We start from the raw sequence: 22,184 nt of genomic DNA, 5'->3' as shown, positions 1-22,184 counted from the left end.
AAAGGTGTCATTTTAAAGATATTATTTTGAGAGTTGTTATATTTTTTAATGATGCACAGGATCCTGAGTACACGGACAGTTACTGATCCCTTGCAGGAAGTTTATGCCGATGGTGACCACATGGGTTCCGGTGTTGTATCCTGATAATTCGTTGGTGGTGATCTGATAGGCGTAACCAAAGTAAAAGATATCTTTCTGGAAGCCTACCATAGGACCTATGTTTAATGGTTTTAAAAACTGGTCGTTAAGATAGCGGTAGGAGATCCCGGCCCAGAGGTAATCTTCCCTCCTGTTGTACTTTCTAACCTTAAAGTTTAAATCCGTACTCGAGCGTTTATCACTGCTGAACATCTGATAGTAGATCGAGGGCTCGAACTCTAAACCACTCTTTCCAGGGCCCTGAAAGGTATACCCCGAGTAGATCTGATAGTTGAGCAATAAATTAGGCTCTGCTCTTCGAATCAGATCATCAAAATTCTTTGGCAAAATATTATTGGCATTCAAACTAAAGAAAAAACCTTGTAATCTATACAGTACCCCTACATCGAAGTTGTGATTCGTGGTACGCCGATCGTCCGTTACCGTGGGATCTATCGTAGGATTCTCAAAAGTCGTATTGAAGTTATTAATATCGATCCTAAAATTGTTAATATTATACGAGATACCAAAGGAAAGGTACATCTTGGCATAATAATCCAGCACCAGGTGGTGGGCAAAGGAGAGCTTCCCTCCTGTTTGGATCGTGTTTCCATTTCTGTCATTATAAAGCGAGAGACCAACACCTGTTCGATCGGCGATACGAATATCACCATATATCGACTGGTTATCCGGTGCGCCTTTGATGCCAACCCACTGCGTTAAGCCATTGGCGCGTATCTTTAAGTTATCGCCTATTCCCGCATAAGTGGGTGAGACCACAAAGTTATTATCCGCTAAATACTGCGTAAATACCGGAAGATTCAACTCCTGCGTATAACCCATCACTCCGATCAGGAATAATAAACAAAGACTTACAATATGTTTGCGTGATTTATACATGTTTTTGGTATTCGGTTTTTTGTTCTTTTTCTTTTTCTTCTTCTTAATTTATCTCTTGTTCGCTTTGCTGCTTATCTGTCCCCTATCTTTTTTACTAGATATATACGCTATGATCTATTCTAATTTCTATATTCTATTCTCTAATATCTCTTCTCTAATATCTCTTCGCTAACGATACAAAGTAAAGTGACCTACAAAACTTCGCTCATCACGACTATCGTTAAGCTCTATAACATACCAGTAATCACCCGTTGGCAATTCCTTACCATCATACTTCCCATCCCACTTCTGACCTTGTCGTAAGGTCGCTACGCGGCGTCCATATCGATCGTAGATGTTATAGGTTAAATTCGGGAACTGATTCGCACAATCAGGACCCCACTCATCTAACTGTCCATCGCCATTTGGAGTGAAGTAATTCGTAATACAGATATCAATGTATTCAAAGTATCCACTCGCTGAAGCGATACAGCCATTACTATCAGTTACCGTTACCGTATAGTTCCCTGACTCATAGATATAGAAACTCGCTTCACTACCTATAGATTCCGTTGTGCCGTTAGGAAGTGTTACCGTATAATCATAATCACCTGAGCCGCCTGTGGTAGCGATCACTACCTGATTCAGCTCTCCATCGGCAATACTGATCGTTAAAGGATCGTACTGGTCCACAGTAAAATCATACTGCTTCTCACAGGTATTGGTATGGCGTACCGTAATATAATGGTTACCCGGTACCACATCGGTAAAGGTATTGCTTACCTGATAAGCGCCGCCATCGAGTGAGTAATCTATATCATTCAGATCTACTAAGCTATCATCTACCGTTACAATAACCGTGTTGGTTGATGCATCATTAACATCACGACAGTATTCCACAGCTACCGTAGCTTCTATTTGTACCGATGCCGGGAAGTCGATGTTCCATTCTGAGAAACAGCCCTGAGCGTCCATCACATAAACTATGTGGTTGCCTCCGGCTAAGCCCGTAAAGTCAAACTGCGTTTGTGTAGCACCTCCTGTGGTATACGGACCATCTATATTATCCAGACTCACACTATAGGGCAGTGTTCCGCCTGTGATCTCTACACTAAAGGCGCCATTCATATCGCCGGTACAAGCCTCTGGTACTATCGAGTTCGGTACGATACTTAAAGATACCGGAGCCGGTTCTGTGATCTCAAAATCAAAGATCACATAACAACCCAGTTCGTCCTGTACTAAGGCCTGGTATGTTCCTGCAGGAAGATTATCAAAGCTTGACGTGTCAAAGAATTGATCTAATCTTGGTGATATCGCATATTTTATAACACCTGTTCCGCCTGAGGCTGTGATATCTAAAATACCGGTACTGTCTCCAAAACAAGCCGCATTAGTAACGCTATAACTTACCGTTAATGGCTCGGCCGGTTCCGTGATAGTAATTGGAGCACTAGTCTCTAAACAATCACCACTGCTTACAACTACCTGATAAGTGCCTGCCGGTAAATTTGTAAACACACCAGGACTATCCTGGGTTACAGGACTTACAGCATTCCCTGAACCATCCTGTAGGGTATATACATAATTGCCTAAGCCGCCTTCGGCTTCAGCCACAATAACGCCTGTGCTGTCTCCCGCACAGTTCACTCTGGCATTGCTTAAGTCTAAGTTGATCACCAGTGGTGGCAACGGATCTACCGTAATAGCATTCGAGGCATTGGCCACACAGCCCATAGCATCGCGTACATAGTATTGATACGTACCCGGTGTTACTGAGAACGTGGTTGAACTTGTAAAGCTTCCCAGTACGGTTCCAAAATTTGGATCATCACTGTACTGGTAAGGGCCTGTGCCACCACTAGCGCTCAGCGTTAACTGCGCATCTGTGGTACAGGTTGGGGTACTGGATTTTACCAGATCTGCCTGGATCTCCGTAGGTTCAGTAATGGTAATATCCGGTGAGTTATACGAACAGTTATAACCATCGATAACCTCTATCCTATATGTCCCTGCGCCTAGTCCGCTAAATACCCCAGAGGCCTGTGGACCTGAACTGCTAACCGTTGGTGCTGTTTGATGCAGGATATAACTATAATTACTACCCTGACCACCGCTTTCGCCACTTACCGTAATCACAGCATCGGTATCACCAAAACACGTTAAGGTCGTTGTATTGGCTGTTACAATAGCGGTAATTGGTGGTGGTATCACTAAGGTCAGTGTTTGCGAAGCTATACAGCCTCCAGCATCCCGTACATTTACCGTATAGGTGCCTGCTGATAAATTTCTAAAAGTACCATTTGATGAGTATGCTACCGTAGCTGAACCTGTAAGTTCATACTCATAGCTACCCCAGCCGCCTGTGGCTGTCGCTGTTATCGTGCCTGCGTTATTATCACAAGTTACATTGGAAGTCTCATTCGCCGATAGCACCAAAGCCTCAGACGGCGACGCTATCATGATCACATTGGATGTCGCCACACAAAACGGACTGTCAGTCTCTGTAACTCTAATGCTGTAATTACCACCAGATAAACCACTTACCGTTAGTGGATTTGTAGAGGTGTTCCCAGCTGTTGGGCCTAAAATAGTAGCACCTGTATTATCCAATACTTCATACGTGTAATTACCTGTATATCCACTAACCGTAAACTCTAATTCTCCATTGGTGTCACCAAAACAGGTGATGGTGGTTGTTGGTGTGGCTTGAACTTCTATGGTATCAAACGGAGGCACAGTATAGGCATCAGTTACAATACTACATCCTGTATCAAGATCGTTCACCTGGAAGTAATAATCACCAGGTTCGGTTATACTGAAAATATTTGAAGCTTGTGGTGTTCCATCAGGTAACATTTGATAACTGAAGTTTCCTGAACCGCCTGTTACACTTATTGAAATACTACCTGAACTATTACAATCAATTGGAGTTACCTCAGCAACGGATGTTCCAGTAAATACAGGTAGAGGATCTACGATTACGGTATCAGTTACTTCGCAGCCATTTGCATCTCTTACAAAAACTGTAATATTTTGAACCGTTCCATCATCATAAATATTAAATGTATTTGAACTAAAATAGGTTGAACCATTGATGCTATAACTGTAAGGCATAGTACCACCTGAAGCTGTAATGGTTATAACTGCAGGAGCTGCTTGATTGGATGCATCACAACTAAAGCTTTGTGTTAAACTTCCCGAACCATTTAAAACAGCTGGCTCTGAAATAGTCACTGTAGATGTTGCTGAATCACAATCCTTATCATCTCTTACAACAATATCATAGGTTCCTGCTGATAAATTTGTGAATATATTGGAACCTTGAAAATTAGCCCCACCATCAATACTATACATATAGGGTGTTATACCGTTGGACGCTGTAATTACAATAGTTCCATCTGAAGCACCATTACACGTTATATCGGTTGTGGATGTTGTAAATGTTGGAATTGTATTAGGTGTTACCACAACTTCCTGAGAAAAAGCCTGACATCCTTGAGAGTCGGTCACTCTGAAAATATAAGTTCCATCAGTTGAAGTGGTAAATGTTGGTCCGGCAAGAACAGTAAAATTCAAACCTCCATCAGAACTTACTTCATAAGAGCTATATAAACCTGTACCTCCACTTGCTGTTAAATCGATTGTAGCATCTACCGCACAAGTAAGATCCTGAGTCAGATTACTATCTAATAATATTGGTGGTTCTACAACATAACTTGTTGAAACAATACAACCATTACCATCTCTAATACTTACGGAATATGTTCCAGCTGCAGTAATGGTAAAATCCGGGCTTGACTGGAAAGCACCACCAATACTGTAAGCTAATGGTGTAATAGTTGTTCCTGAACTCTCAACCACTGTGATCATAAAAGGTGTACCATCAAAACATTGTTGTGGAATCGGTGCGATTGTTGGTTCTGGATCCGTTTCAATATCAACATTGATTCTTGCTGTACATCCATTCGCATCTTCAACCAAAATATCCCAGTTCGTTCTAATCGTTGGATCTAAATTCAATACATTATTTGACCCAAAATCTCCACCAGTTGGTGTGAAACCTGGTGACCCGGCAGCATATAAATAAGGTCCTGTTCCGCCAGTGGCTCTTACTGTTACTTGAGCATCCGCATTACAGGTAGCGTTTACGTTTGCTACCAAATCAAGATTTAATGACTGAACAGGTTGTGTTATTCTGAAGTCAGAAGCAGCTGTACACAAGGTGCCATTCGCTTCCTCTACAAATAATCTGTAAGTTCCAGCTGGAATTCCTGTAATTGTTGTACTTGCAGGACTTCCTGTTAAACCAGTAAACGTTCCGTTTATAGCCGGGCTAACCGGATTATTAGTTAAGGCATCTCGAACCTCATAATTCAGTGTTGTAACGGTTCCCTCATAATCAGAAACCGTAAAGGTTACAGTACCATCAGTATCTCCGAAACAATTAACGTTGGTTGTTGAAATCGGGTCTATTACAATATTAGATAAGGTGGGTGTGGTTACCTCGATTATTGAAAAACATCCCGTTGAATCTTCAACTTTAAAGTAATACGTTACACCGTGATCTAGTCCCGTAAAGGGGTGCGTTGTTGCGGACGTTGGTGCAGTTTCTGTTCCGGGCTGTCCGTAGATTGAATAAATGAAATTCGGGGTTCCACCTGAATTCACTGAGACATCAACTGTAGCACCATCAGGACAGGTTCCACCAGCGGTAACTGCATCTAAATCCAGAAATGGAGGTGTTTCAATTCTATAATCTACACTAACAAACTGACATCCGTTAGCATCAACAATAGTAACATAGTAATCGCCAAACCATAAATTATTAAACTTATATGTATTTGAAGTCGTTGTATTTGTTTCTACCTGTGTAGCGCTATTATCGAACAAAGTATATGTAAATGGGGCAACACCACCTGAATTAATTGTCACATCAATACTACCCGGTGTTGGTGCGGAACCACAAAGTATTGGATTTGCTTGAATAGTCACATTAAAAGGCGCGGGGTCAGTTAAATTCACTGTTCCTAAAGCCTCACAACCTTGACTGTCTCTTACAACATAGTTATATGTTCCTGCTGGTAGTCCACCTATAACACTAGAATTTCCAAAGGTGGTTCCTCCATCAAAACTATATGAATAAGGCCCTTCACCAGAGGTAACTACTAATGAGATCGAACCATCTGTACCACCATTACAAGTAGGGTCGATGGATGAAGCATTTACAGCAACAGGTGTTGTATTATCTACGACTACAGAACTAGTTTCTTGCGAACATCCGTTACCATCAGTAACTCTAAATTGATACGTTCCTGGAGTAGCTGTTGTATACGTGCTACCTCCAATCGGCATGTAAGTTATTCCGGCATCAGAACTCACTTCATAAGAATAAGTGCCTTCACCCCCTGAAGCTGTAATATCAATTATAGCATTTGTTGGTAAACTACAAGAAATATCTTTTGTTAGAGAAGCACTTACCGTTATCGGTGGGAACACATCTGTAGTGGTTGAACTTGTTGCAGTACAACCATTAGCATCTCTTACAGTAACGGTATAACTCCCTGGGGAATTTACCGTAAAAGTTGGGCTTGTCTGATATGAAGCTCCTCCATTTATACTGTAAGATAAAGGTGCTTGACCAGTCGCAGAAACCGTAAAGGTAAATCCGGAATTAGCAGTACATTGGTTATCAACTATTGGAGCTGTAACAGTAGGTAAATCATCTTGAGCAATAGTAATTGTTGTCATCTCTATACAACCGTTCAAATCGCGCACATAAACATCCCAATTTAAATCAGCACCGTTATTCGTATCAACAGAAATTACATTTTTTGATGTGTAATTTGAATTTGTTGGAGAAGCCCCTCCTGCAATTACCACCGCGTGTTCGTAATTCGGTGTTCCGCCGGATGCATTTATGGTTATGTCTGAAAGGTCGTTGTTACAATTAATATTTGTTGCTGTGGCATTTACCGAAATTGCACTTACCGGCTCAGTAACAGTGACACTTGCACTATCCGTGCACCCGGTATCTGAATCAACAACATCTATCGTATAAGTTCCTGCAGGTAACCCCGCTAAATTAATTGGTGTCGTTCCAGCGTTAGAAGCACCACCATTAACCGAGTATGTAAAGTTTGTTGAGCCTGAAACTCTAAAAATAACACCACCGTTCGCACCACCGGCACAAGTAACATTGCTTAGAACCTCTCCTGTAACAGCGATTACGGGTAAAGGGGTAATGGTATAAGATTCACTATAGGTACAGTTATTAGCATCTCTAACTTCAAAGGTGTATGTTCCTGAACCTAATCCTGAAAACGTATTTGAAGATTGATACGGCGTAACAGCCCCTGAAGGTGCAATAATTTGATACTCCAGTGGACTTGTACCTCCTGTAGTTGAAAGGGTTACTGAAGTTGTTGTATTGGTACAACTCAAAGGAGCGCTGCTGAAACTAAGATCGATTGGTGGATCCAATGGATCAATTGTGATAGGTGTCAATGCCGTTGAACAATTATTAGCATCCTGAATTGTAACAGTATATGTTCCTGCCGTTAAACCACCAAAAGTTGTTCCGGTTTGAAAGTTTATGCCATCAATACTGTACATGTATGGTGGCGTTCCTCCAGAAACTCCCGAAACCGTAATGATTCCATCAGTTGTACAGGTATAAGGCGTTGTTAAAGTAGCTATTCCTATAATAGGATCTGTAGATGTAATTGTAATAGTTTGTGGGGCTGTTGTACATAAATCACCGTCTATAGTGTATTGCACCACAACATCATAAGATCCTACTGCAAGACCTGTAAAATTCGGCGAGCTCACAAAGGTAACTCCATTATCAATGCTATATGCAAGCGTATTCCCATTCGCATTTGTTACGTTTATAATAATGGAACCTGAATTTGGATCATCGGCACATAAAATATCCGTTTGAGAAATAGTGAATTCTGGAGGTAAAATAGCATCAACAGTAAGTGAAACTGAGGTTGAACAATTATTAAAATCTAAAACCGTAATTTCATAGGTGCCTGCTGTTGGAACCACGACAATATTTGAATCTTGAGAAATGGCATTTCCATTCACGTAATATTGATACGGAGGTGTTCCACCATTAGGAGTCACCGTTATTTCACCATCTGTACAAGTAAGTGGTTGTGTAAGCGCAGCAGTTGCTGTTAGTAAAGGCGGTTCTATAATATCTATAACTTCCGTGTAAACACAACCGTCATCTGTACTTACATTAACGGTATAAGTACCAGGATTCAAAGATTCAAAGGTGTAATCGCTGGCATTAATTGGTCCAACACTATCCACTTGGGTTCCACCGGTAGAAATGCTATAGTAATATTGTGGTAGGGCATTATTAACAGCCAACTGAATACTTCCTGTATCTCCATAACAAACCGGCTGCGTAACTGTTGAAGTAACACTAAAATCACGGTCTCTAACATAAACACTTGGTGTTTCAAAAATACAAGGGAATGAATTAGCTTCTGTTTGTCTTAAATAAATAGTATAATAGCCCGGAGTTGTAACATTAAAGGTATTAGAGGCCTGAAAAGGTCCATTTGGATCCAAACTGAATTCATATCCTGAAGGAACATTTCCCGCAGTCACTGAACCAGGAGTTGTACAAATAATATCCTGTCCACTAATTGTAGGATTTAAAAGGTTTTGATAAACATTAAAATAAAAAATACTGAAACATCCACCTGGATAATTAATAACCAATCTAAACTGACCTGCATCATTAGCAGTATAATCGGGACCGGTAGCTACCTGATTCCAGGTACAAGTATCATTTTCATTAGCACAATCGTCAATACCAACTTCCGGACAACTGGTTTCATCCAGTTTCTCCCAGATAATCGAAACCGCATCACTAATATTTGTTTGAATTTGACGAATATCATTAAGACCACAAAGAAAAATATAAGGCAAAACCTTACCATCATTGGGGCAAACAGGTGTTAAATCGGCATAAGGTATTACCGGATTAGTAGTCGTACTTCCGTATGGACTAACAGTAAAGGTTTCATTAATAGAAATACACGTTGAATTTGTTGTATTGTTAACGTAATACGTCCCGGTTTGAGTAGCTGTATAGGTTTGAGTTGTAGCAATTACAGGAGATCCGGAAGGATCGGTTGACCACGAATAACTATCATATCCACCAGCGGCAGTAAGAACCACACTTTCACCACACAAAATTTCATTCTTCTGAAAATCACAATTCGAAATATCAACAATGAAATTAGCAGGTCCGGGTTCACTCAAACATTCCGTATTGGCAAAACTACCTTCCTCTTGAATAACGGCAGGGTTGATGACTCCCTGATACGTCGCAAAAGCCTGATTCAAAATTTCATTTGAACAAGCTTGAGCTAAAGAATAACAATCGGGAACCACCTGTATGGCCAGTCGTATTACAAAACTGGGATCATTAACTTCCACTGAGCCATCAGGGATACTAAAAATAATGGTTCGTGTTACAGGGTCGTAGGATTGTAATGTAGCTCCGCCAGCATTGGTTAAATCTATATCTGTATTGGGATCGAAAACAATATTATCCGGTAAAATATCTTTAATCGTAAAATTTGTAACATTATCATTACCCACACTTTGATAGGTGATATCATAGAAAAGTTGTTGTCCTAGATTAACACCTTCTCCATCAATGTCATTTCCGGATGTGTCTGAAACAGTTTTTGTTAGATCGATATCCGGCGCAATAATATCTACTGCGAAAGCCCCAAAATATGCAAAAATGGGGTCAGCTTGGCCTTGTGCCACTTGTAACACAAAACTGGCGTTATTAACATTGTTTTTAATATATTCCGGTTCAGCTCCCTCTACTTCTAAAAAACCAGTATCAAAACCTAAAGTGTTTTGACTATTAGGTACTCTAGGATAATTAATACTTGGAGGGTTTGGCGTTTGACCGAAACCACGATTCTCAATTACAGAACCAAAAAACTTATTGGCACTTCTTTCATCGGTTGTAACCTCTTTACCATTAATCTCTAATTTGGTAGCTCGTTTTGTTCTATCACCATCTAAAGCGGCATAAGCAAATTGTAAATCGATATTTCCAACAGGAGGCGTTGTAAATCCACTTACTGGAACTTCTTCATAATGTCCATCAAAAATATGACTAAACCCGTCAAACAAATTAAAAGATTTAGTGTGCAAATTAGGATCTTCGTAAATAATAACTAAAGTCCAACCCGCCGCAAAACCGGTAGAATTATTAAAACCTTCACTCGAGGTAACATTAGCAACCGTGTAGGTTCCTTCAACATCAGATAAACCGGAAACTATATCGGTAACATCGGCATAACAGGCATAAGGCGTGTTTCCAGGTTCACCGGAAACTGTAACAATAGGGTCAACTATGGCATCATAAATTAATTCACCAGCAATATCATTGTAAGTTGATACTCCCGGGAGTTTAAATTTGATATTGGTAATGTTAGTTCGATCACCATTTTGAAGAATTGCTCCCCAATACAAACCGGCATAAGCTACGCGATAACAAGTCGTAGCACTCCCGTCTTCCTGATTGGGTAGAATTATATCGGCACTACTGGAACTAAAAGTAGATGGATCACCGTCAATATCAATATATTGCATATTGATATCCTGGTTATCCCGATTCGTTAAATTAAAGTCGTTATTGTCTTGACCTAGAATAGCATTACCCACAACGAGCATACTTCCTCTTACGTCAATTTTCTCTCGAATTGTGAACGTTTTATAAGTCTGAGCCAAGCCCTCAAAGGACAGAAACAGAAACAATAGAACAAGTAAAGAGTTGTTATAAGTAGTTTTGTTCATGGTGGTTAGTTTTTACCTTCTCTTTCTTTGGGTAAAAAAAGAAGACTTAATAGCAAATAATAAATTTTTTTAATAAAACCTACGTAAATACATTACAGATGGTTTTTTACCGATCATCTATATATTTTGTATTTAAACGGAGTAAATATCGTAAAATATTTTTAAACAAATATAATTTTTGATGATTATTATGCTTTTCATCGATATTATTAAGTATTTCATCCGATAATTTGTTAAATTTTGTATTCTTTTTCTGTATTTAACAGTTTCTTTTTTTACATAACAGCATTAATTATTTCAATAATTGATGCCCTTTTATAGGTGAAAAACTTATTCTAAATCGCGTTTGGAAATCAATTATGAAATAAAAAACCTCAGAATGTTTTTCATTCTGAGGTCTAAATTGGTTGGTTAATGGTTTTGGTGGTAATTATTTCTCAATACTTACAATAGTCATTTTACTATTATAAGGGTCATCAGTTTTGGTATCCACTGCTCGAAGCGCTGCGTTAACATCATTAAACTTCTTAGAATAAATATAATATTTATTTGTATTTACATCATAGAAGAAATCAACTTCATTTAAACCGGATGCAATCGCCTTTTTAACAAATTCATCACGCTTAGCTTCATTTGAATGTACAGCTAAAACAGTATAGAAGCCAGGATCGGTAAATTGTACACCTTTAACAATTTGGACATTGGTTGTTTGTTCTTCTCCAAAATCGAAATCATTTACTGTTAAGGAAGCTGAATTTAAGGCTGTCGTACGTTTAATATTTTCAAGTGCAGTCCTGTCCTTTTTGTATCGGTCTTCCTGGTTATCATAAGCAGCACGTTTAATACGACGTTTACGCTCAACCTCCGTAGCCTCTTTAATGTTCTCTAATTTATCGATCAGGTTATCCCGTGATCTTACGGCTTTGAATTGTTGTGATCTTAAATCTTTCAGTTTTCTGGAATAATATACATTAACCGGATCATCATCATTACTAAAATTCTTCTTTCGGTCCTCATAAGCATTTTCCAATTTCGCAATTTGCTCATCCTGAGATTTTATCACCTCATTCAACTGATTTTTAAGCGATTCAATGGCGGCGTTTTCAGCGGTCACACTCTTAAATGGTTTTGGTTCCGTGTAAATACCTTGCTCACTTAAATCATTTTCTCTTTTAAGTTCTTCTAAGTCTTTTTGCTTACCAGCTACTTTGGCATTTAATTCATCCAATAGATTTTGTTGCTCAACAGATGTATTCACCGTTAACTCGGTAAGACTTTCAATCACTTTAGCCTTTTGATCTTTAGCCACAGGAATTTCCACAGCTTCGAGTTCCTGTTGTGCTATAATAGCATCGGCTTCAATTTTTAGTCTGGCTCGAGCGTCTTGTCGGGCTTTTTCCTCAGCTACAAGTTTCGCTTCATTTTCAGCTTCAGCCCTAGCTTTTTCCTCAGCTATAAGTTTTGCTTGTGCTTCAGCTTCTTCTTCAGCCTTGGCTTTAGTTGCAGCTTCTTGAGCCGCTTTTTCCTCGGCAACACGTTTTGCCTGGGCTTCAGCTTCTGCTTTGACTTTGGCTTCTGCTTCGGCCTTAGCTTTTTCCTGGGCTATACGTTTTGCTTGCGCTTCAGCTTGTGCTTTCGCTTCAGCCTCGGCTTTAGCTTTGGCTTCCTGAGCCGCCTTTTCTTGAGCAATACGGAAGGCCCGTGCTCTAGCCTCTGCTTCAGCTTTAGCTTTAGCTTCAGCTTCCGATTTAAGTCTTGAAGCTTCTGCTTCCTGAGCAGCCCTCTCTTCAGCAGCACGCTTAGCTTCTGCTTCGGCAGCAGCATTATCTTCTTCCTGAGTATTTTCTACAACAGGCTCTGGTTTTTCTTCCTCGACCGGTGTCACTATTGGTTCTTCTTTTGGCTGTTTCACAACAGGTTGATCCACTGGTCTATTAACCTGTGGTTTTCTTACAGGTCGTTTTGGTTTTCTGCTAGGTTGAATTAAAGCTTCTTCTTCATCATCACCACTATATCTGTATCGGTTATTATTGTTAAATCGATAAGCTAAAGTAATTTCATGGGAATTTCCGAAGCTATTTAAATCGCCAATGGCCTTTTCATAATTATACTCAATGGCAATATTATTTGTTAGGTTTAATCCCAATCCGCCGGAAACGCCATAAAGCGTATTATAACCGGCCTGAGCCCAAATACCTCTTGGCACCAAAACCATGGCAACACCAGACAAAACGGTTTGATCTTTTTTAAATTCAGATCGAACCAGCATTTGAAATTTACTTTCATCAAAGAACCCTCGTGTATTAAAATAGCCTGTATACATCATGTGTGCCTGAAGGCCTTGCTCAGGATTATCTTCAATCATTTCAGAAGCTGAAATATTATATGATACTAAATTATTGATAGAAACACCAAAATCCATAAACCCGGTTCCATAATTAATACCTGGGTTAATGGTTAAAACAGAATTCGATTGGATATTATTAAATGAAGGATCCGGAAAATTCGTAATTACAGCACCTTCGTTAATACTGCTGGAGTAAAACCCAACATTCAAACCAAAGGTTAAATTATTTTCACTATCGAACATTGCGTTGTAGGCAAAGTTAACGATTCCTCCAAAAGTCGTTAAGACTCCATAATCCTGTTGAAATAAACCTAAACCTGCTCCAACATTTTCACTAAATCGGCCTGAAAAACTAAATAAATAGGTTTGAGGTGGATTATCAAATTGCACCCACTCTCGCTTATTCGTGAAGGTCAGGTATTTATTTTGCTCCCGCACAAAACTAAATGTAGGATTCATTGCATATTTATTGAATCGCAATGAATTCCTAACGGGAATTGAAAAAGGTGCAACCCCATCATTTTGGGCCTGCAGTTCCTGCAATCCAAAAAGACATAAGATAATATAGAGAGCAAACTTTTTCATGTTATTTTATCACCGTAATAGACCCTTTTTTAGTTTCATTATCGCTTTTAATGATATAGTAATACACAGGATTGATTTGATTAAAATCGATTTGTGTTTCCGGCCAATTATTCAAATAATCTGTTGATTCAAATACTACTTTTCCTCTAGAATCCAAAATGGTTACCATCGTATTAGTACCACTGGTGTATATCTGGGGAATAATCCACGTATCGTTTATACCATCGCCGTTAGGACTTATAAGATTTGGAATGTCGGGAACATTAGGAAATGCTTCAATTACAGTAAAAGTAAATTCATTTGAGGCATTACATCCAGAGGTTTGGTTAATTACAACACGGTAATTACCTGTCTGCCCTATGGTAATACTATTGGAAGTTTGACCTGTAATGATGGTACCATTGCGGTACCAGGTAAATTGCGGACTCACAGCATCCGTAGTTACTGTGGCTGTGATGGTTTGCCCCTCATCCAACATATTTACATCCTGCACATTGATACTACTTGTAAAACCAGTATTCTCAAGATTAATAGAGGCACTTACAGAGCAATCTCCTAAATCGACAGTTACAGAATAACTACCTGATTCGTTGGTTTGATACATTTGATTTGTGGCACCAGAAATTGCAGCCCCATCCAAAAACCATTGGTAACTAATCCCGTTTAGGGCACTCAAGGTGGTAGGGCCATCCCCTGAACAATATGGGTTTCCGAGACTAGAACTTATTTCAAAAGATCCATTTGTGGTCGATTCACTTACAGCAACCCGATTTGAATAGGAATTAGAACTACAGGACCCATAGTCGGTTTCACAAAAATAGGTGCCTGGTTGGGATACCGAAAGGCTTTCACCTGAAGCCACAAAAACAAAGTTCGTATTACTGCTATCTAAATACCTGTACCAGTTAAAACTCAAGGATTCGTATTGAAGCGGTGAGTCGTTCCCATCAGCTCCGGGATTATCAATCGTTAGCAAATAACTACCACCAGCGCAATACACAGCTGTAGCAATTAAATTATTGATCGTAAATGGTGTATCCTGAATTTTATAATAAGCCGGAAAAGGTACTGAACCCGTGCTTGTTGCAGCCGGTGCGGTACTTTTAATCCTTATTCTGTAACCCTCTCCCGAAATAGTCTGTGGAAAGGAGAAGGAAATAGTTGTCGGGGAAGTTGTAATTGCGCCCTCTGCAGAGGTATAAATAATTTCTGCATTCGTAAAATCTCCCGTAGGATCAGAAAGCTCAATTATGAATTGGTTGTTCGCTTGAACCGAAGTACTCGGCGAGAATGAAAACGTCGCATTATAAGAGTTAAAAGACGTTCCGGCACAAGCTTGTGTAAAACCCAGAGCTGGTGTACTTATAACAATTTGAGACTGCGCTTTGTAAATTGAAAACACAACAAAGCAAAGTACTGTTAAAAGATGTTTTAAATTCCTCATGAGTAATTGTTTTCAACAACAATACGATTCATCGTTAATAGCATTCTTTGAAATAAAACCTGTTCACTGAATTAAAAGTTCAGTAAAAAGTTATATTACAAAACGATAGATTGAAGTATTTGGTTATTTGAAATTGATCCTATTTGGGTTTTTTGATTAATCGTTGTTAACACCAAGGTCTTCAGAGGCAAAGTTATCTTTTTCAGATGCAATAATTTTATTAATTCTCAATCTGAAATCAGGACGTTTTTTATTATTGATATCAATAAACGTTTCGTCATTATTACTTTTAGAATAAACATTTAAAAACGAACTATTTCCATACCAATTCTCCAGATCTTCATTGTTTGAATTATATTCTACGAATATATTCCCATTGCAGTTATTGAAATACATATCCGTAAATTTGATTCGTTCAAGATTTTCCTGATTTACAACAATACTTTCTTCGAATAAAACAGCTGGATTAAATCCTGAAATCACACTTTGATTCATATCTAACGAGGCGGTTTTTCCAACATACACTGCTTCATTCACTAAACCTCTGCTGATATCACTTTTTAGATCGTTACTATCGTTAAGTAGAGTTATGTTCTTTGCAACCACGTGAGTTAATTTTTTAGAGAAATCCACTTCTCGTTGTTCATCGTAAGAGGATACTACCAAACAACGTGCTTTATAACTACTAGATACAAAAGGAGATCTTATGGCCAAGGAATTATTTAGAACAACCTGTGAACCAAAATTAAATTTAAAGTCATTACCACTAGATTTATAGGAAACTAGCTTGTCCATATTGAGGTCACCTCCCCAAACTTGAAATGAATTTCCACCAGAGTAGCTAACCATAATGTTTTCTAGAACTGTTTTATTTCCAACACCTGCTAGCATTAAGCTACTAAAATAGCCATCCCGCATGCGCTTTCCAGCATATTCAATTCGCACATAGCGAAGAGTTCCAGAGTTACTTTTTATATTATTACCTCCAAAATTGGTTTTAGGGTAATCCATCGGGTTTAATTCGGGAAAATATGAGGCTACTGATCCGTTACCAAATTTATTGGAAGGTGCTTCTCCTAATATAATAAGTCCGCCCCAGTCACCAGCACGTTTTACATCTCTGTTGGAGGTAAATACAATGGGATCAGTAACCGTACCCTCGGCGACCAACTTTGCTCCTTTAGCTATAGTTAATGAAGCCTTTGTTTTGAAGTCACCTAGTATAACGGTTCCCGGGTCTATAGTTAAGGTCACGCTGTCAACAACGAAAACATTTCCTAATAATAAATAAACTTCTCCTTTATTAAGCCTAGTATCTTTACTGATCTTTCCGGTAAGAATTTGGGTGGGTTCGCCAGGATCCTCCTGGTTGGGGTTAAATTCCGTCCAATTCTTAAGCCAATTGTCGGTTCCTATTATACCTTTTTCCTGTTGTGCAAATGAGATTCCAAATACAAATAGAAAAAGCCATATCATTTGGGTTAAGTTTTTCATCTTGATAAAATTTGTAATTAAGGGCAAATGTTTTTTTAATTTAAGGTCAAATCTAATAAAAATAATCTATGAAATGCAATTTTTTTCGTTTAAATGCACGTTAATGACCTTTTTATGTCAAAAAATTCGATGAAATGCATCGTTACGAATTTTTATTTTAGACCTTTATTATATGTTTACGAATATTTTAAAAAGTTGGTTTTTAAAATAAATCAAAAAAGTAACATAAAATCAGATCAACTTTATGGATCAATTATATGTTACTTTTGGGTTTTAAGATTTTATTAAATTCTTAATGAAATTCACTAAACTCGTGAAGCGACTTCATCATATCTTCATAAAACAAGATGGCTGCTATGAGCTTAGAGGTATCCGAATACGGTAATATCGTTTGGTGAAATTCCCGAGTGGATTCCAAAAAATCATCAGTTGCTTCGAACTGATTTTCAAGTACTTTGTTATTTTCCTTATCGTCAGGAATTCCCAAGCTAACTAAGGTAACACCAGGTTTTGTTGCAAAAGCGATATAAGGTAATAATTTTACCAAGCTTTCAATACGTTCGGTATATAATCCTAATAACGCCCCTTTAGGTAGACGTTCTAGTTCTTCTTTATTATGGTATTTTTTAATACCTACATTTTCACGTATGATACTTTTAGGACCTTTGTTCTTTTGAGCATGGGTAATACCAAACATTAAAATGAAGCAGAAACTAAGTAAAAATATTCTTTTGTTCATGATACAGACTTTAGGGTTTATGAGGCAAATTTATGCAATTAATCGAATAAAACAAGCGTTTTATCGATTTTTTTCACTTATATAGATAATTATTTTCGCTAAATTTAAACCTCGTGGTTAACATTTTTTATGATTTTTCACTTTTTATACCTGTAAAATTCAGGTTTTAACTTTAACGCACCATTTAAGAAATTGATTTTGTGCTTGTTAGAAATTTTACCGAATTTTACGCAACTAATTGAAGTTTCACTCATCTATAATAATGATCATCTAAATTAAATTTCAAATGAAAACATACAAAACTATACTTCTTATTAGTTTAATCTTATTCCTAAATTGTTCCTTAGGAAACGACACAAGTGCAAATGATGTGCCAAAAACAAATACCACTTGGCATTTAGTACAAACAACTGGAGGTATTGAAGGGGTTAACGATCAATTTGAACTTGGTACAATAGTTTGGACTTTTTACGATAATACCGGAAATTTGATTATTGACAATCAAAATACAGATGCTAACAAAGAGGATTTTTTAGATTCCGGAACTTATACTTTTAGCCTAGCGACGATTGAAGGACAAAATTTTATCACAATTGATGGTACAGAATATGGCGAAATAACAATTGGAGCTATTGAATTCATAATTGATGAAAACACAAAGAGTACCGGAGATGGTGCTGATGGTTTTATATACACTTTTGAAAAGGTTGTAGAGGAAATCTAAGTTTTTTGCTTTTTCTTCCGTGCTGCAGGGAAAAGTACATTATTCAAAATTAATCGGTATCCCGGAGAATTGGGGTGCAATTCAAGTTCAGTTTTTGGATCGCCTACCTTGTGCTGATAATCCTCTGGATCATGACCACCGTAAAAAGTAAAAAATCCTTTCCCCTTAATACCATGAATGTATTTTGCTTCACCATTTAACTTGGTTTCACCTAAAATTAAAACATTGGCTTTTATATTGTCCGGATTAAAAGAAGTGGTTTGTCCCATAAAACCTTTAATAATTGCCGTATGATCCTGGCAAAGCATTGTTGGTACAGGATCCCATTTAGCCGAAAAATCCATTAAAGTAAAATAATCGGACGTTTTTGGGATATTTCGCTTTGTGGTCATATCAATAGACGAAAACTCATAAACTAAAGGATTTCGTTCTAAATTAAAATTACTAAATGCGAAAGCTTTGGAGTCGTCTAACTTATTTTGATAACCGGGATCACTTCCGTCACCGTCAAACATAGGCTCACAAATATCAATGCCTTCCGCAGCAAGCGCGATATCAAAACTATCTGTCGCACTACACATGGCGAACATAAAACCGCCCCCAACAACATAGTCTCTAATTTTAAGAGCTACGTCTCGCTTTTCTTCAGAAACTTTGGAATATCCTAATCGTTTTGCCAATGCCTCAGCTTCCATTTTCTCCTCAATATACCAGGAAGCTGCGCGATAAGCACCGTAAAACTTGCCGTACTGTCCTGTAAAATCTTCATGATGTAAGTGTAACCAATCGAATACTAAAAGACCATCATTTAATACCTCCTCATCATAAATAACCTCATAAGGAATTTCAGCATAAGATAATACCATCGTTACTGCGTCATCCCATGGATGGTTTCCTTTTGGTGTGTAAACGGCTATTTTTGGTGCCTTCTCAAGAACAACGGCCTCCATGTTCTGACTTGGGCTACTAATAAGTGATAATATCTCCTCGGCTTCAGTATTTGAAATCACCTCAAAACTAACCCCACGAATTAAGCATTCTCTGCGAATGTTCTCTGTATCGGGTAACAAAAACGAGCCCCCTCTATAGTTTAACAACCACTTAGCTTTTAATTGTTTATTTAAAGTCCAATAAGTTATCCCATAGGCCTTTAAATGATTTTTTTGACTCTCAGCATCCATAGGAATAAGAATATACGATGCAAAAGACTGTATGGATAGACCAAATAATAGGATAAGGAGCAGCAACTTTTTCATAACACCAAGGTAATGAAAATTTAAAGTTCTGAGATAAACATTAACAATGCTTTGAAGAATTAAAAGGGAACTTCATTCTCATCGTCGTCATTAAATGAGCTACCAAAAGCCTGATCAGGATTTGCTCTATGATCATCCGGCTTAAAGGTGTCGTCATTTGCAGCGGCATTCATTTTAGAATGAAATTCGTAAGGATAATCGAAATCATCTAAATTATCGAACTTACCGAGATGACCAATAAATTTCAAGCGGATATTATCCAAGCCACCGTTACGATGTTTGGCTACAATAAATTCAGCTTGTCCTTCTGTAGGTGAACGCTCTTCATCGTCCCATTCATCAATTTTATAATATTCCGGACGATAAATAAAACTTACAATATCGGCATCCTGCTCAATAGCACCAGATTCCCGTAAGTCTGAAAGTAATGGTCGCTTACTTCCTCCTCTGGTCTCTACGGCTCTTGATAGCTGAGATAAGGCAATAACGGGAACATTTAATTCTTTAGCTAAAGCTTTAAGGTTTCTGGAGATCATGGAGATCTCCTGCTCACGATTCCCGGTGTTACTATTCCCTCCTGTCATCAATTGTAAATAATCAATCATGATCAATTTAATCCCGTGCTGAGAAGACAATCGCCGCGCTTTAGCACGCAAGTCAAAAATGGATAACGACGGGGTATCATCAATAAAAAGCGGTGCCTTTTCAAGGCCTTTTACTTTAACATTAAGTTGTTCCCATTCGTGTTTTTCTAACTTCCCAGTACGCAATTTTTCTGACGACAAACCAGTTTCACTCGAAATTAATCTGGTGATCAACTGAACGGAGGCCATCTCTAATGAGAAAAAAGCCACCGGAATATTTTGATCTACAGCAATATTTCGCGCCATAGATAAGGTTAGGGCCGTTTTACCCATCCCCGGACGAGCAGCTACAATAATGAGATCTGAAGGTTGCCAACCGGAGGTTAATTTGTCTAGCTTATGAAATCCGGTAGGGATACCACTTAACCCTTCTTTATTTGAAATTTCTTCAATTTTCTTTTTGGCCTGAATCACCAAATCCTGAGCAGTTTCGCTGGATTTCTTAATGTTACCTTGGGTTACTTCATATAATTTAGCCTCTGCTTTGTCTAAAAGATCAAAAACATCCTTGGTTTCATCATAAGAATCTTCAATAATTTCACTGGAAATTTTAATCAAACTACGCTGTATAAATTTTTGAAGAATAATTCGCGCGTGAAACTCAATATGTGCCGAAGAGGATACTTTTTGAGTTAAAGAAATGAGATAAAAATCGCCCCCTACCATTTCAAGTTTTGCGTTTTTCTTTAGCTGCGAAGAAACGGTTAATAAGTCAACTGGCTCACTATTTTCAAACAACTGAAAAATAGCCGCAAAAATATATTGATGCGCTTCTTTGTAAAAAGCATCAGGACTTAAAATATCGATCACTTCATCGACACCCTTTTTATCGATCATCATCGCCCCTAACACAACTTCCTCTAAATCAATAGCTTGCGGAGGTATTTTACCTTTCTCTAGACTGATCAAGGTGCTTTTATCTACTTTATAGCCTTGAATTTGGTTTGGTTGTTTCATGACGACGAAAATAATTAAAAAGAAAGTTTTCTGGTCCTAAATTGGACCTCCTATTGTTAACCGGTAATTAACAATTTAACTGTTAATAACTTAATAATATTGTGAATAAGCGCAAAAAAAACTGAAGAAAAAAACTCCAGTTTTTAATTCCATATTAAAATGCTAGGATTAATCCTTAAAAACACCCATTTGCGCATATTTATCCCAGCGCTGAGCAACCAAATCTTTTGGTGATAAGTTTTTTAGATTGTCAAAAGCCTTTACAATAGCATTGCTCACTTTTGTAAATGTTTTTTCGCGATCACGATGAGCACCACCGAGTGGTTCCTTTATAATTTCATCAACCAATTTTAACTTTTTCATATCCTTAGCCGTAAGCTTTAAGGCTTCGGCAGCCTGCTCCTTGAATTCCCAGCTTCTCCAAAGAATTGAAGAACACGACTCAGGAGAAATTACGGAGTACCAAGTGTTTTCTAGCATTAATACCGTATCTCCCACACCAATTCCTAAGGCTCCACCAGAGGCACCTTCACCAATAATTACGGTTATAATAGGTACTTTTAAACGTGTCATTTCCAAAATATTTCTGGCAATCGCTTCACCTTGTCCACGTTCTTCTGCCTCTAGACCCGGATAAGCCCCTGGCGTATCTAAAATAGTCACCACAGGAATGCCGAATTTTTCAGCTGATTTCATTAGGCGTAAAGCTTTTCGATACCCTTCCGGATTAGCCATGCCAAAATTTCTATATTGTCTGGTTTTGGTATTATATCCTTTTTGTTGTCCTATAAACATAAAGCTTTGGTCGCCAATTTTCCCTAAACCACCAATCATCGCTTTGTCGTCTTTGAAATTTCGATCTCCGTGAAGTTCTAAAAAACTATCGCCACAAATGGCCTTAATATAATCTAAAGTATAAGGGCGATCCGGATGTCTTGACAATTGAACCCGTTGCCAGGGCGTTAAGTTTTTATATATCTCTTTTTGAGCAACTTGAAGCTTTTTTTCAATTTGCTCACAGGTCTCGGTAACATCAACATCACTTTCTTCGCCAATTAGCTGACATTTTTTTAGTTGTTCTTCTAAATCTTTTATTGGGAGTTCAAATTCTAAATATTCCATAAGAATTCA

At 38.2% G+C, this 22,184-nt stretch carries 10 protein-coding genes; 1 reads left to right on the top strand and 9 read right to left on the bottom strand.

Going from position 1 to position 22,184, the window contains the following annotated elements:
- Positions 1-45: 45 nt before the first annotated feature.
- From V8G61_RS05485 to V8G61_RS05460, 6 genes are all read right to left on the bottom strand, one after another.
- Positions 46-1,038 (bottom strand): type IX secretion system membrane protein PorP/SprF, encoded by a 993-nt coding sequence (locus tag V8G61_RS05485; protein WP_394874465.1) that lies wholly within the window; start codon positions 1,036-1,038, stop codon positions 46-48.
- A 168-nt stretch (positions 1,039-1,206) separates the two neighbouring features.
- Positions 1,207-10,863, bottom strand: coding sequence for a T9SS type B sorting domain-containing protein (locus V8G61_RS05480; protein ID WP_394874464.1), 9,657 nt, complete (start codon positions 10,861-10,863; stop codon positions 1,207-1,209).
- Positions 10,864-11,293: 430 nt separating this feature from the next.
- Complete coding sequence (locus V8G61_RS05475) at positions 11,294-13,795, bottom strand: PorP/SprF family type IX secretion system membrane protein (protein WP_394874463.1); 2,502 nt, start codon at positions 13,793-13,795, stop codon at positions 11,294-11,296.
- Position 13,796: 1 nt separating this feature from the next.
- Positions 13,797-15,239, bottom strand: a complete 1,443-nt coding sequence (locus tag V8G61_RS05470) for a gliding motility-associated C-terminal domain-containing protein (protein ID WP_394874462.1) — start codon at positions 15,237-15,239, stop codon at positions 13,797-13,799.
- A gap of 156 nt (positions 15,240-15,395) precedes the next feature.
- A complete protein-coding gene (locus V8G61_RS05465; RefSeq protein ID WP_394874461.1) occupies positions 15,396-16,733 on the bottom strand; it encodes a hypothetical protein in 1,338 nt (445 codons plus the stop codon).
- Positions 16,734-17,025: 292 nt separating this feature from the next.
- Positions 17,026-17,472, bottom strand: a complete 447-nt coding sequence (locus tag V8G61_RS05460) for a hypothetical protein (RefSeq protein ID WP_394874460.1) — start codon at positions 17,470-17,472, stop codon at positions 17,026-17,028.
- A gap of 286 nt (positions 17,473-17,758) precedes the next feature.
- Here V8G61_RS05460 and V8G61_RS05455 point away from each other — a divergent pair, with 286 nt between their 5' ends.
- Complete coding sequence (locus V8G61_RS05455) at positions 17,759-18,196, top strand: hypothetical protein (protein WP_394874459.1); 438 nt, start codon at positions 17,759-17,761, stop codon at positions 18,194-18,196.
- Here V8G61_RS05455 and V8G61_RS05450 read toward each other — a convergent pair.
- The 3 genes from V8G61_RS05450 to V8G61_RS05440 all read right to left on the bottom strand — a co-directional run bounded on the left by V8G61_RS05450 (position 18,193) and on the right by V8G61_RS05440 (position 22,175).
- A complete protein-coding gene (locus tag V8G61_RS05450) occupies positions 18,193-19,452 on the bottom strand; it encodes an asparagine synthetase B (RefSeq protein WP_394874458.1) in 1,260 nt (419 codons plus the stop codon). The two genes, V8G61_RS05455 and V8G61_RS05450, sit on opposite strands and share 4 nt — an antisense overlap.
- Positions 19,453-19,511: 59 nt before the next feature.
- Positions 19,512-21,053, bottom strand: coding sequence for a replicative DNA helicase (dnaB, locus tag V8G61_RS05445; RefSeq protein WP_394874457.1), 1,542 nt, complete (start codon positions 21,051-21,053; stop codon positions 19,512-19,514).
- A 168-nt stretch (positions 21,054-21,221) separates the two neighbouring features.
- Positions 21,222-22,175 (bottom strand): acetyl-CoA carboxylase carboxyltransferase subunit alpha, encoded by a 954-nt coding sequence (locus V8G61_RS05440; protein WP_394874456.1) that lies wholly within the window; start codon positions 22,173-22,175, stop codon positions 21,222-21,224.
- Positions 22,176-22,184: the final 9 nt, after the last annotated feature.

Origin of the sequence: Gaetbulibacter sp. M240 (genome assembly GCF_043876815.1) — a bacterium.
GTDB lineage: Bacteria > Bacteroidota > Bacteroidia > Flavobacteriales > Flavobacteriaceae > Gaetbulibacter_A.
The sequence above is the reverse complement of the archived record's forward strand: the minus strand, read 5'-3'. Positions and strand labels throughout refer to the sequence as shown.